Origin of the sequence: Lacinutrix sp. Bg11-31 (assembly GCF_002831665.1) — a bacterium.
Classification (GTDB): Bacteria; Bacteroidota; Bacteroidia; order Flavobacteriales; family Flavobacteriaceae; genus Lacinutrix.
Window position 1 is genome coordinate 3,040,910 of sequence record NZ_CP025118.1, and the last position, 14,684, is coordinate 3,055,593.

Annotated in this window: 7 protein-coding genes; 3 read left to right on the forward strand and 4 right to left on the reverse strand. The window is 32.9% G+C overall.

Annotation, left to right across the window (positions count from 1 at the left end; translation table 11 throughout):
* Positions 1–92: 92 nt before the first annotated feature.
* From CW733_RS13665 to CW733_RS13675, 3 genes are all read left to right on the forward strand, one after another.
* On the forward strand, positions 93–4,025 hold the full coding sequence (locus CW733_RS13665; protein WP_100997711.1) for a LamG-like jellyroll fold domain-containing protein: 3,933 nt from the start codon (positions 93–95) through the stop codon (positions 4,023–4,025).
* A gap of 210 nt (positions 4,026–4,235) precedes the next feature.
* Positions 4,236–7,640: an isoleucine--tRNA ligase gene (ileS, locus tag CW733_RS13670; RefSeq protein WP_100998847.1), complete on the forward strand. Its 3,405-nt coding sequence runs from the start codon at positions 4,236–4,238 to the stop codon at positions 7,638–7,640.
* 4 nt (positions 7,641–7,644) lie between these two features.
* Entirely contained in the window at positions 7,645–8,031 is a 387-nt protein-coding gene (locus tag CW733_RS13675; protein WP_100997712.1) for a TraR/DksA C4-type zinc finger protein, read from the forward strand.
* Positions 8,032–8,097: 66 nt separating this feature from the next.
* Here the strand turns inward: CW733_RS13675 and CW733_RS13680 are convergent, their stop codons facing one another.
* The 4 genes from CW733_RS13680 to pgi all read right to left on the reverse strand — a co-directional run bounded on the left by CW733_RS13680 (position 8,098) and on the right by pgi (position 14,673).
* Positions 8,098–8,517 (reverse strand): hypothetical protein, encoded by a 420-nt coding sequence (locus CW733_RS13680; protein WP_100997713.1) that lies wholly within the window; start codon positions 8,515–8,517, stop codon positions 8,098–8,100.
* A gap of 101 nt (positions 8,518–8,618) precedes the next feature.
* Positions 8,619–10,298: a choice-of-anchor J domain-containing protein gene (locus tag CW733_RS13685; protein ID WP_100997714.1), complete on the reverse strand. Its 1,680-nt coding sequence runs from the start codon at positions 10,296–10,298 to the stop codon at positions 8,619–8,621.
* A 12-nt stretch (positions 10,299–10,310) separates the two neighbouring features.
* Positions 10,311–12,863, reverse strand: coding sequence for a TonB-dependent receptor domain-containing protein (locus CW733_RS13690; RefSeq protein WP_100997715.1), 2,553 nt, complete (start codon positions 12,861–12,863; stop codon positions 10,311–10,313).
* A gap of 166 nt (positions 12,864–13,029) precedes the next feature.
* A complete protein-coding gene (gene pgi / locus CW733_RS13695) occupies positions 13,030–14,673 on the reverse strand; it encodes a glucose-6-phosphate isomerase (protein ID WP_100997716.1) in 1,644 nt (547 codons plus the stop codon).
* Positions 14,674–14,684 lie beyond the last annotated feature (11 nt).

The following is a 14,684-nucleotide window of genomic DNA, read 5'->3' on the forward strand; positions in this document are numbered from 1 at the left end:
GTTAAAAGTTTGTTTAGACGTCTTACATTGTTTTTTTGTCATATGTAAATTTGAGGAAACTATTAAAGCCCCAAACTAATTCATCTTAACCTATGAAAAATCGCACAATGTTATGTGTTGTATTTTTGTGTGCAACTCTTTTTATATTCCCTTCCAATACTTATTCACAAGTAGTAGATACAGATAATGATTCTATCAAAGATTATTTTGATGTTGATGACGATAATGATGGAGTATTAGATACTATTGAATGTCCAATAATATTTGGAGCCGCTACACCTCAAACAGATGCCATTACTTGGTCTAAGAATGGTTTTGATGTTTTTATAATAGCTAACAATACGAATGGTTTAGGTTATGAAGAATCTGGATTTGAGCAAGAAGTTTTAGGCAGAGGCCAACTATTAACAGTTTTAAATGGTAGTAATGATTATGTTTTTCCTGCAAGTTCTACAGTAGATGGTTCTGGTTCTGAAAGTATAGGTGCATTTGCTAATGGTACTATGGACTTCGAAGATAATTATGTTTATAGATCTTATGAGGTTGATGAGTTTAGAGCAACAACCTTTGCGCCTTTTACTTCAGGGAATGGGCCTAGTCATAGTGTATATGTTTATCCAGAAGTAGGAAACCAAACAGGAGATTATTATACGGTAAATATTAATTTTACAAACCCAGTCTCTTCATTTAGTTTTGATTTTGTTGATGCGTTTGATACTACTGCTGATACAGCAATAGTAAATTATGAAGTTTATGCTGATGGGAATTTAATAGCTTATTTTAGAGATGCGTATGTTGGAGATGATGCTGTTGGTAATGTAGATTTGTACGATGTAGATGGTGTTTTAAAAGGAAATGTAATAGTTGGGCAAAATTTAGAAAACACTATTGGATTTGCAACTAGCGATCCTGTAAGTATTGTTTCTATAAGACATATTGTTATATCTGGAGGCTTAGCTTCAGGAACACACGATCCACATGGATTAGATACTTTTGCATACAGTTTTTTATGCCAACCTCAATTAGATATTGATAATGACGACGACGGAATTCCAGATAATATAGAAGCGCAACCTACTAGCACATACATAGCGCCAAGTGGAACTGTTAATCTAACAGGATCTTATATAGGTTTATGGGATAATTACGGAGCAGGAATAACACCAGAAAACACAGATGGGATAGATGAACCAGATTATCTAGATTTAGATAGTGATAATGACGGTTTGTTAGATATCCAAGAAAACGGGATGGCTAATAGTATTCTTAACAATGATTTAGATAATGATGCTTACGATGTAAATGATGAGATAGATGATCCAACAAATTTATCAATATTACCAGATACTGATGGAGATTTAATTAATGGTGGTGATTTAGATTATAGAGACGATTTTGATACATATTTAGAAAATGCGACCATAGATTTCGATGGTGTAGATGATTATTTAGATACAGAACCTTATATAGAAAACTGGACAGCAGGAACAATTATGAGTTGGGTGAAAATTGATCACACTTCAGACGGGAGCCTTCCAAATTTTTACAGTGTGGCTGGTCAAGAAAACATGAGACTATTTGTAACTAGTGCTAGAACGCCTGCTTTTCATGTTATTACTCAAGATCAAGTAACATCAGGCAGCAATTTTCCTTCAAGTAATATACAAGTTCAACCAAATCCATTGTTAAATATTAAGCTTCAAAACCATTTATGGTATCATATAGCAGGTGTATTTAATTCGAACGATCAAACTGTTAAATTATATTTAAATGGAGAATTAATAGGAACAAGCACAGATTCGAGATTAAGTTCAGAATTATTAACTAAGAATTTTAATGGAAGCTCTCATATTTATTCAACAAGAGAATTTACTATAGGAAGATATCCAACAAATACAAGTACAGCTGGCTCAGGTCATTTTAATGGTGATATAGATGAAGTAAGAGTTTTTGATTCAGCTTTAACTAATGAGCAAAACCAGCAAATGGTATATCAAGAGATTGAGAATAATTCTGGAGTTTTAAGAGGTGCTATCGTGCCAAAAGATATTCAAGATTCAAATACTTCTGCGAAAGTTTTATGGACTAATTTAAAAGGGTATTACCCAATGTCTAATATAGTTGACAGCAGAACATTTGATTATTCAGAAAACAGTAATAATCTAAAACTTCATAATATTACAACCGTTCAAGAGCAAACAGCACCAATGCCATATCAAACAATAGCAGATGGAGATTGGTCAAAAGTAGAAACATGGCTTCATGGAGATGTTTGGGATATTACAGATGAAGAAAATAATAAAGACTGGTCTATTGTAAGCATAAAAAATAACGTAACCACGTCTGTAAATCATACAACATTAGGTTTGTTTGTAGATGGAAATCAAAAACTAAAAATCGCAGATAATGAACTTAAAAACACTTGGTATTTAAAATTGGATGGTTTTATAGATCTTGATGGAGAGTCTCAATTAATTCAAACAGAAAAAAGTGATTTAGTAGTTGGAACTAATGGGAGGCTAGATAAAGACCAACAAGGAACAGAGAATTTATATACTTATAATTATTTTTCATCTCCAGTACATTCTAGTGATACAAACTCGGCAGTAGATGGAAATGAAATTTATACTATAGGTAATGTTATGATGGATGGAACAGATCCTATTAATCCAGTAGCAATCGATTTTATAGGTGGTTATAATGGAGATAATAGTACTTCACCAATTAAAATTGCTAGTTATTGGCTATGGAAATATGGTAACCTAGCAACAGATTACTATAATTGGGAGCAAGTGCTAGAAAATGGAAATCTTAAGGTTGGAGAAGGTTATTCTATGAAAGGACCAGGATCAGGAGCAGTTTCAAACGAGCAGAATTATACTTTTTCTGGTAAACCTAATAATGGTACAATACTATTACCAATAACTACAAGTAATACTTATTTAGTTGGTAACCCATACGCATCTGCAATAGATGCTTATGCATTTATTAATGCCAACCCAAATCTTAGTGGACAACTTTATTTCTGGGAGCATTTTGCAGGTGGTACTCACAATACTTTAGAATACCAAGGAGGTTATGGAATACTTAATCTTTCTGGAGGAACTCCTGCGATGCAGCATGATTACTCAACTGGAGGTACAACTGGGCTAGAAATTGGTGCTAAAATACCAAGACAATACATACCTGTAGGTCAAGGTTTCTTTGTAGAAGGCATAAGTTCTGGCGATATTAAATTTGAAAATAATCAAAGAATCTTTGTTAAAGAAACAGGAAATACAAACTCGTGGTTTTTTAAAAACACGAATAATACTTCTAATAATAATGAAAATTCTGCAGTAGTAGACTTAAGACCTAAATTTAGATTTGGCTTTAAATCTCCTGAAACCTATAATAGACAAATTCTTTTAACTATCGACGAAAATGCAACTATAGATTATAATTGGGGATACGATGCTAAAATAGACGAAGGAAATATTGAAGATATGTATTGGGATTTTGCAAACGAGAAATTTGTAATACAAGGAATAAACGAAACTTTACCAACAACATCTCTACCATTAACGGTTAAAACGGAAAATGGAGGTATTATAGAAATAGGTATTGATGCATTAGAAAATGTAGATCCATCTTTAGACATTTATTTAAAAGATAATAATACATATCACAATCTTAGAACATTGGCATATACAGTAACAGTAGAAGCAGGTATTATTACTAATCGATTTGAAATTGTATTTACGGCAGGTCAAACCTTAAATACTGAAGAGTTTGATACGGTAGAAAACGCTACTATTTTCTATAACAATAATCAAGAGACTTTATTTATAAAAGGACTAAAGAATAATGTAAAGCAATTAGTATTATACAATACTTTAGGTCAAAATATCTTTAATAAACAAGGCTTAAGTGCACAAACATTAGCAAATGGTATTTCGATTTCAAACCTAAGTACAGGTTTATATATCGTTAGTATTAAGACTGAAAATAATATTCTAATAGATAAGAAGATTATTATAGAATAAACTTGTGGTTAAAAATTTTAAAAGCTTCAGTTTTTTGCTGAAGCTTTTTTTATGCTATAAAAAGAGTCCTTTCAGTAGAATTTCTTAATTTCGCTTTTCCTATTAGAAATAAGTCAAATACTTAGCAATTTGATGGTTAGCAATAGCTTCAATTGACTTATTCCATCTGACTTTATAGGAAAATATTACGAACAGATGAAATTAGAAAAAATGAGCGCAGGATTCCCTGAATATAAAGGACTTAACTTACCAAACGTTGCAGAAGAAATTTTAGCATACTGGCAAGAAAATAACATCTTTGAAAAAAGTGTAACCACTCGCGAAGGTGCAAAACCTTACGTGTTTTTCGAAGGTCCACCTAGTGCAAATGGTTTGCCAGGAGTACACCATGTTTTAGCACGTGCTATAAAAGATATTTTTCCACGTTACAAAACCATGAAAGGTTACCAAGTTAAGCGTAAAGCTGGTTGGGATACGCATGGATTACCAATAGAATTAGGTGTTGAAAAAGAATTAGGTATTACCAAAGAAGATATAGGTAAAACTATTTCTGTAGAAGACTATAATGCAGCTTGCCGTAAAGCAGTAATGCGTTATACAGATGTTTGGAATAACCTAACTCAAAAAATGGGTTATTGGGTAGATATGGACAATCCATACATTACTTACGAGCCTAAATACATGGAAACAGTTTGGTGGCTGTTAAAAGAGATATACTCTAAAAAATTAATGTATAAAGGCTATACTATTCAGCCTTATTCACCAAAAGCAGGAACTGGTTTAAGCTCACACGAAGTTAACCAACCAGGTGCTTACCAAGATGTAACAGACACAACTATTGTTGCTCAATTTAAAGCGATAGAAAGTACATTACCAGATTTTTTACAAAACGAAGGCGATATACATTTTACAGCATGGACTACAACACCATGGACGCTGCCAAGTAATACAGCACTAACAGTTGGGCCAAAAATTGATTATGTTTTAGTTGAAACTTATAACCAATACACATTCAAGCCTATGAATGTAATTTTGGCAAAAGCACTAGTAAACAAACAGTTTGATGGCAAATTTAAAAGAGTTGAAGAAAAACCAGCACTTTTAGAATATAAAGATGGAGACAAGAAAATACCATATTTTGTTGTAAAAGAATTTTTAGGAAAAGATCTTGTTGGTATTAAATACGAACAATTATTACCATATGCATTACCAAACGATAATCCTCAAGATGCTTTTAGAGTTATTGCAGGAGATTTTGTAACAACAGAAGATGGAACTGGAATTGTACATACAGCACCAACTTTTGGGGCAGACGATGCATTGGTTGCAAAACAAGCAGTACCAGAAATTCCACCACTTTTAGTAAAAGACGAAAATGATAATTTAGTACCACTTGTAGATTTACAAGGTCGTTTTAGACCAGAAATGAAAGAGTTTGGTGGTAAGTATGTTAAGAACGAATATTACAACGATGGTGAAGCTCCAGAACGTTCTATAGATGTTGAGTTAGCTATTAAGTTAAAAGAAGAAAACAAGGCCTTTAAGGTAGAAAAATATAAACACAGTTATCCACATTGTTGGCGTACAGATAAACCAATCCTTTATTACCCATTAGATTCTTGGTTTATTAAAGTAACAGATGTTAAAGGTCGTATGCACGAGCTTAACACAAGTATTAATTGGAAACCAAAATCTACTGGAGAAGGTCGTTTTGGAAACTGGTTGGCAAACGCAAACGACTGGAATTTATCGCGATCTCGTTATTGGGGAATTCCATTACCAATCTGGAGAACAGAAGATGGTAAAGAGGAAATTTGTATTGGTTCTGTTGAAGAACTGAAAGCCGAAATGAAAAAAGCAGTTACTGCTGGTGTTTTAGCTGAAGATATTTTTGCTGATTTTGAAGTCGGAAACAATTCTGAAGAAAACTATGCGAAAATAGATTTACATAAAAATATCGTTGATGAAATAGTATTAGTATCGGCAAGCGGACAACCAATGCAGCGTGAAAGCGATTTAATAGATGTTTGGTTCGATTCTGGTTCTATGCCTTATGCACAATGGCATTATCCTTTTGAAAATAAAGAGAAAATTGACAATAACGAATCTTTTCCTGCAGATTTTATTGCAGAAGGAGTAGACCAAACACGTGGATGGTTTTATACACTTCATGCAATCGCAACTATGGTTTTCGATTCTGTAGCTTATAAAAACGTTGTTTCTAACGGATTAGTGTTAGATAAAAACGGACAGAAAATGTCTAAACGTTTAGGAAATGCAACAGATCCATTCGAGACCTTAGATACTTATGGAGCAGATGCTACGCGTTGGTACATGATTGCGAATGCAAATCCATGGGATAACTTAAAATTCGATTTAGAAGGAATAGAAGAGGTAAAGCGTAAGTTCTTCGGAACACTTTATAACACATACTCATTCTTTCAGCTCTATACAAATATTGATAAATTTACCTATTCTGAAGATGAGATTGCTTTAGAAGATAGACCCGAAATTGATAGATGGGTACTTTCAGAATTAAATACATTAATTCAAAAAGTTGATGACTATTACGCAGAGTACGAGCCTACAAAAGCAGCACGAGCTATTTCAAATTTTACACAAGATTATTTAAGTAATTGGTATGTGCGTTTAAGTAGAAGGCGTTTCTGGAAAGGCGATTACCAACAAGATAAAATTTCGGCTTATCAAACATTATACACCTGTATGTTAACCATAGCAAAACTTGGAGCACCAATTGCACCATTTTTTATGGATAAACTTTACTTAGACTTAACAAATACAACACATTCTGAAACCTTTGAAAGTGTACATTTGGCAGAGTTTCCAAAAAGTGATGGACGCTTTATAGATAAAGCTTTAGAACGAAAAATGGAAGCTGCACAAACAATATGTTCTTTGGTATTATCGTTAAGAGCTAAAGAGAAAATTAAAGTGCGTCAGCCATTGCAAAAAATTATGATTCCTGTAAGTTCTGAACAACAGAAAGAAGAAATTTTAGCAGTAGCAGATTTAATTAAAAGTGAAGTAAATATTAAAGATGTTGAGCTTTTAGAAGATGCTTCGGATATTTTAGTGAAACAAATTAAGCCTAATTTTAAAGCTTTAGGACCACGTTTTGGTAAAGATATGAAGTTGATTGCAGGTCAGATTCAAAAAATGACTTCAGAAGATATTAAAAATATTGAACAAAACGGAACGATTGATGTCGAGTGTAATGGAAAAAGTATTACTTTAGAACGTAGTGATGTAGATATTACTTCTCAAGATATCGAAGGATGGCTTGTGGCAAGTGAAGGAGCATTAACAGTTGCTTTAGATGTAACAATATCTAAAGGTTTACGAGAAGAAGGTATTGCAAGAGAACTTGTAAATCGCATTCAGAATTTGCGTAAAGATTCAGGTTTTGAGGTTACAGATCGTATTTCTGTTCAGCTTCAAAGAAATGAAGAGATTGCGAAAGCAGTGCAAACAAATTTAGAATATATTAAGGCTGAAACATTAACAGATAGCCTTGAGATTGTAGAACAGTTAGATAACGGTATAGATATTGCATTCGACACTATAAATACAAAGTTATTTATAATTAAAAATTAATCGTATGGCATCAGAACACACAGTAAGATATTCAGATAAAGAATTAGCAGAATTTAAAGTTATAATTCTTGAAAAAATAGACAGTGCACAACGCGATTTAGAGCTTATTAAAAGCGCGTACATGAACGACCATAATAATGGTACCGAAGATACTTCGCCTCAATTTAAAGCCTTTGATGAAGGTAGTGCAGTAATGAGTAAAGAGTCTAATTCACAATTAGCTATTAGACAAGAGAAATTTATTCGTGATCTTAAAAATGCTTTAATTAGAGTAGAAAATAAAAGCTATGGTGTTTGCCGTGTAACTGGTAAATTAATTAATCCAAAACGATTAGAATTAGTGCCACATGCTACATTAAGTATTGAGGCTAAAAACATGCAGAAATCTTAATCATCTAATAAATTAAAATAAAAACGCCAACTAATTTAGTTGGCGTTTTTATTTGTTATAAAATGATTAGAACCAAATACTCCAGGGAATTTTTGCTAAAACCAAAATTAGTGCTAGTGTATAAAAGATAGCTAAGGGCTTTAGTTTTCCAGCTGAGGTTAATTTCTTTTTGTGTTTAGAATAACCTATAGTAATAAAGGCTACAGCTAAAATCATAGCAATTGGGTGCTCTACAGCGTTAGATCTTAATGCAGAGTTTTTCATGACTTCTCCCACAGAAAGCTCTCCAAAATAGTCTTGAGCAAACCATAATACAATACCTATTAGTAATTGAATATGTGAGACTATAAGTGTAAACAATGCAATTCTAAAATCTTTAGGTGTGTATTCTTTCTTTCCAAAGTGCTTTATTAGTGCATTTGCAGTTGCAATTATCATCATTAAAAAAACAAGATAAGCCCAATAAGAGTGCAACATTTTAATCATAATTCTATTTTTTAGTTGTTTAACAAATGTAGTAATTATTAAGCATAAAAAAACCGCTTCTTTAAAGAAGCGGTTTTTTATAATTTAAGCAATCTGGATTATTAGTTAGAAACCCATTCTCCTGCTGTTTTTATTACACTAAAATCTTCAGTGCCATTACTTCCGTTGTAAATATCCACAGTAACAATATACTTCTGTTCATCCATAGCTGATGGATCGTTATTATCTAATATTAGACTTATAGCAGTAATAACCATTTCTTCACTCCAGTAAGCAGAGTTACCAACTCTTCTATCAAAGTTACCATAATTACCCATACTTGCTGCTGGACCTTCAAAACCCGGCTCAGCTAACAATGCAGCAGAAGATAAAGTATAATCTGCAGCTATTAACGTGTATCTTATTGTGTTATCTGGTACCCAAACACCATTATCAAAACCAAATTGTAAAGAAGTCTCAATAGTAGATTCGTGAGCATTCCACATACCACTAGTAAAAGTATATAGATTACCTCTTCTTTGTGCTCCAGAATTACTAGAGTAGTAATCATAAATTACAAATAACTCCTCGTCTTCCTGTCCGTAAGGAAAGCTAGAAGCTAAGAATGTTGGTAAATAATTGTTAGGAGATAAAGAACTACTAAAGTTGTTGTATTGACCTGGTTGACCAGAACCTGTTCCCATAGCATCGTAGTCTGCAGAACTTAAATAATAGATACTGTCTACAGCTTCCCAATTGCCTCCAGAATACATAAAGTATTCACCATTAGAAGTTGTATTTCCTGTAGCTCCTAATGTTTTGATAGCCATGTTAGCAACTCTCCAACGTGCAGCGTCACCTTCATCAACTGTAGCTGTTGCTGGATCATCTCCTATAGAAGTATATTTAAGAGCAATATTAATTGTTTGACCATCGTAAGCAGAGAAATCATAATCTTCAGATGAAGCCATATCTCCAGTTGCAGGATTAGCTAAGGTGATTTCATCCCAAGTTGCAGTTAATACATCTGTTGTATAATCTGTAGAAACTAAAATTTTAACTAAAGAAGCATCTCCAGCGAAATCAAGTTCTTGTGTAATTTGAAACTTAAGATTGTCTTCACCACTTAAGTCAATAGAAGGTGAAACCAACCACTCTGTATTAGCAACTTGAGTCCCACCAAAGAAACCACTAGCTTTTACATTACCAGTATCTGATACCCAAATATCATCTCCACCAAATTCTTCTACTATATTCCATCCTTCAAAACTACCGGCGAAATTATAATCTATCAAGTTTGCTAAACCTACTACTGGTATTTCTGTATATTGCTTATATTTTGCTAATACAATTTGTCCTTCAGTTGGGCTTGCTATTTGCGCACTTAATACACTAGGTATTTGAGATGCTGCATTTACGTTTGGATAAAATCCAAAAGCATCACTTCCAGTTAAAGCATAATCTGCATTGGTTAAAGAGTAAACATCTGAACCAGTATAGTCACTTACACCTTCTGCATTACCAACATAAAGGTTATAGTTTACTAAAACAGAAGAACCTTGTCCCCAAAAAGAGTACATGTCTGTTAATATTTGTGGTATTGAATCTTTTGCTTGTTGCTCTGAGTTAAAACTCCCAAAACCAAGATCTAAAGCCGAATAATCATCTGCTGTTACAGTATATTCTGTACTACCAACAACATCGTTTTGCTGTGCATCAATTTCATTATTGATGTCTTCTAAAGGATTACAACCTGTAAAGATTGCGCCTATAATTGTTAATAAAAAAACTATTTTTTTCATATTTATTTATTTTTAAAATTTAATTTTTGCTCCAACACTAAATGTTCTTCCAGAACCATAATATACTAATGCTGAAGAAGCGGTAGAACCAAGTCCATCATTTGCATCAGAAACATATTCTGTATTGAAAACATTATTCATTTTTGCTATTAATGTAGTGTCAAATTCTCCGACTTTAAATCCATGTTTTAAGCCTAAATCAAACAAGCCATAAGAAGGTACTTCCCAAGAATCCTGTCTGTTAGTTTCATCTTGTCTATCTGTAATAAAATAACTAGCATATAGGTTTCCTGCATAGTTGTAATCTACATAAATTAAAGATTCTGGTAATAACTTATAGTTTAAACCAAAAGCAAAAGTTGTTTGTGCAGCATCTGTTACTTTTAAGTCTTTTGCGTATACTGTAACTTCATCTGCTAACGTTCCGTCTGGAGTAAAAATCTTACCACTAGCATCATTTTTCCAAGTCCAGTCTCCTAAAGAAACCATACCAGTAGCTTTTAACTTACTATTAAATTTGTATAAGAAATCTAGTTCTACACCTTGATGTAAAGCATCTAATCCTGGAATATTGTAAGTTAGTCTATCTGCTGTTGGATCAGGATTACCTACTGTTCCTGTTAAAGATTTGTCTAACCAAGAAGTTCTATAGATGTTAACATTGGCAGAGAAGTTTGAGCTTCTATAGCCGTAACCTATTTCTGCACTAAATACTTTTTCGTTTAAAGCTTCTTCGTTAAGTACCGTTGATCTATCACTTAAGAAAACATTCCCATTTAGAAATGGTGCTTTAGAGAAATAACCAATATTAGCAAACACATTATTTGTTTCGTCTAAATTGTAATTTGCACCACCTTTAAAGCTATAACCAACAAAATTTGCTTTATCAGATTTTCTTTCAGGATCGTTTGTAGCGTATTTCATGAAATCCTCTTTGCTATATGTTGTATTAGATACAGCTGTAGAAACAAATGCTGAAAGCTTGTCGCTAAAATCGTATTCTGCTTGTCCAAATAATCCCATATTAACAGAAGTAGCATCGTAGTCTTTACCAAAACGATCGCCAACTTGTAATGCTTGATTAAAAGTATTGTCACTCGACGTTGTGTTTAAGAAAAACTGTCCTCCTAAAAGATCAGATACTTCATACCAGTGAGAACCAACATAATATCTCCCATCTAAACCACCTAAAATGGTTAATTTATCACCAACTTTAGTTTTTAAAGTAGATAAAACACCATACCATTTATGCGAATTGTTTGAGTTGTTAAGAATATCTGAAGAACCTAAATTTCCAAGAGCTCTGTTTTCTTCGGCAATTGTATCAAAATCTATTGGCTGGTCTGAATTACCTAATCTATAGGTGTCAGATCCAATTTTACTTCCTTGTTCTCTTCTTCCACCACCACTTCCAAAAGAAGCATATAGAGCTGTAGATAAAGATGTTTTTTCATTTATATCCCAAAAGTGATTTAATGACATTTGAGGTTTGTGATAAAAATTAAAAGAAGAATTTTTAACTTGACCGTTATGGTATCCCCAATCTGCATTAAATTTCTTTCCTCCAGCTTCTGTTGCTCTGTATCCTTCTATTGTTTTTCTGTTATATCTTTGACCATGTTCTTGCTTAGCCCCAAAAACAGTAAATGATAATTTGTGAGCGTCATTAATTTCTTTAGATATGTTTAAAAAATAATTAACACCATTAAATTCAGTACCATTTACATAACCATTACCAAATATTTTAGCTGCAGATACTGATACTGCTAATCCATTCTCCATTAAACCAGTAGAATACGTTGCGCCATATTTTTGATATCCATCATTACCAACAGACATAGTAACATTACCGCCAGTTTCAACATCTGTTGATTTTGTGATAATATTTATTGTTCCACCTATTGAAGGCACTGCTACTTTAGAAGCTCCTAAACCTCTTTGCACTTGTAATGATCGTGTTACATCTCCTAATCCAGCCCAGTTAGACCAGTATACACGACCATTTTCCATATCGTTTACTGGCACACCGTTTATCATTACAGCAACGTTTTCTGAACTAAAACCACGTAGATTTATACGTCCATCTCCATATCCACCACCACTTTTAGTTGCGTAAACTCCTGGAGTAGATTTTAATACTTCAGGAAATTCTTGAGTTCCTAATTTCAATTCAATATCCGCAGCTTTTATTGTAGAAACCGCTACAGGCGTTTTTCTGTCTACAGCAACAGATGCCATAATATTAACTTCTTGTAATCCAAACTCGCTTGGAGATAAAGTAATTGCTCCAAGGTCTTTGCTGCCAGTAACAGTAAACTCTTGAGATAAATAACCTACGTAAGACACAATTATTTTTGCTTCTTTAGATTTGGTTACAATACTGAAATTACCATCGAAATTTGTAGAGGTTCCATTAGAAGTTCCTGCTTCTAAAATATTTACACCTGGTAAAGGAGCTTTACTTTCTGGATCTAGTACGGTTCCAGTAACCGTGCTTTGAGCCATAGTGATTGCAGAACATAAAATTGTAACTGCAAAAAACAACATTTTAATTGTGTCTTTCATTTTGTGGGATTAAAGTTTGTTTGTTTTAATTTTTGGCAAAAATACGCATAATTAACGCTTTAACATTAACTTAATGTTAACAAATTTCTGTGGTATAAAGATACGTCTAAATAGCTGATATTTAGATGCTGAAAAACAAACCTATTAACAGGTTTTTCAACAATAATTATCTAAATTTCTTGAAGAATTCTAAAAGATTTTGGGTAGAACTGTCGTGATTCTTAAAAGTGCCAGATTGTATGTCTTCTAGAATTGAACTCGCTAATTGCTTTCCAAGTTCTACTCCAAATTGGTCGTAGCTATAGATGTTCCAGATAACACCTTGAACAAATATTTTGTGTTCATACATAGCTATTAATTTACCTAAACTTTCTGGCGTTAGTTTTTTAATAAAAATAGAGTTTGTAGGCTTGTTACCTTCAAAAACCTTAAAAGGTAATAATTCTTCTATGTCTTTATTTAATAAGTCTTGACCTTTTAGTTCTTCTAATACTTGTTCTTTAGTTTTTCCGTTTAAGAGTGCTTCAGTTTGGGCAATATAGTTAGATATTAATTTATCTTGATGGTCTTGGTTTCCATGAAGACTTTCGGCAAAACCAATAAAATCTGCTGGAATTAATTTTGTGCCTTGATGAATAAGTTGAAAGAAAGCATGCTGAGAATTTGTACCTGGTTCTCCCCAAATTAATGTGCCTGTTTCATAGTTTACTCTATTTCCTTTTCGGTCTATAGATTTTCCATTACTTTCCATGATACCTTGTTGCAGATAAGTTGCAAACTGATTTAGGTATTGAGAGTATGCAATAACAGCTTCGCTTTCTGCGCCAAAAAAGTTATTGTGCCAAACGCTTATTAAAGCTAAAACAACAGGAATATTATTTTGGAATTCTTCATTTTTAAAATGAATATCCATAGCATTGGCTCCTTTTAATAATTTATTAAAATTATCGAACCCAACAGCAAGACTTACTGTTAAACCAACAGCGCTCCATAACGAAAAACGTCCACCAACCCAATTCCACATTGGGAAAATATTGTCTTCATCAATTCCAAAAGCTTTTACTTTTTTAGTATTGGTTGAGACTGCTACAAAGTGTTTAGCAACATCTTCTTGTTTTGCATGTTTAAGAAACCACTCGCGAATTGTAGTAGCATTAGATAAAGTTTCTTGTGTTGTAAACGTTTTAGAAACAATAACAAAAAGCGTAGTTTCTGGATCAAGTTTTTTAAGTACTTCGTTTACATGATCACCATCTACATTACTCACAAAATGAGTAGTTAAATGGTTTTTGTAATATTGAAGAGATTCTACAACCATTGCAGGTCCTAGATCACTACCTCCAATTCCAATATTTACAACATCTGTAAATGGTTTATTTGTATATCCTTTTCTGTTACCTTTTACAATATTGTTAGTAAAGACTTCCATTTTTGCTTTTACGGCAAAAATTTCTGGCATAACATTTTTGCCGTCTACTAATATGGTATCGCTTTCTTTTCCACGTAAAGCAGTATGTAAAACAGCTCTATTTTCTGTTTTGTTAATTATATCTCCTGAATAGTAAGAGGTTATAGCTTCCTTAAGTTTTACTTGATCTGCAAGTTCTAAAAGGAGTTTAAAGGTGTCTTCTGTAATTCGGTTTTTTGAGAAATCTACATAAAAATCTTCCCAACTAATTTTAAAGTTATCTGCTCTTTCTTTGTCTGAAGAGAATAGGTCTTTAATATTGACTTGTTTAACATTATCAAAATGATTTTGTAACGCTTTCCAAGCAGCTGTAGTTGTTGGATTAATTGATGGTAGTGCCATTTTTGTAGTTC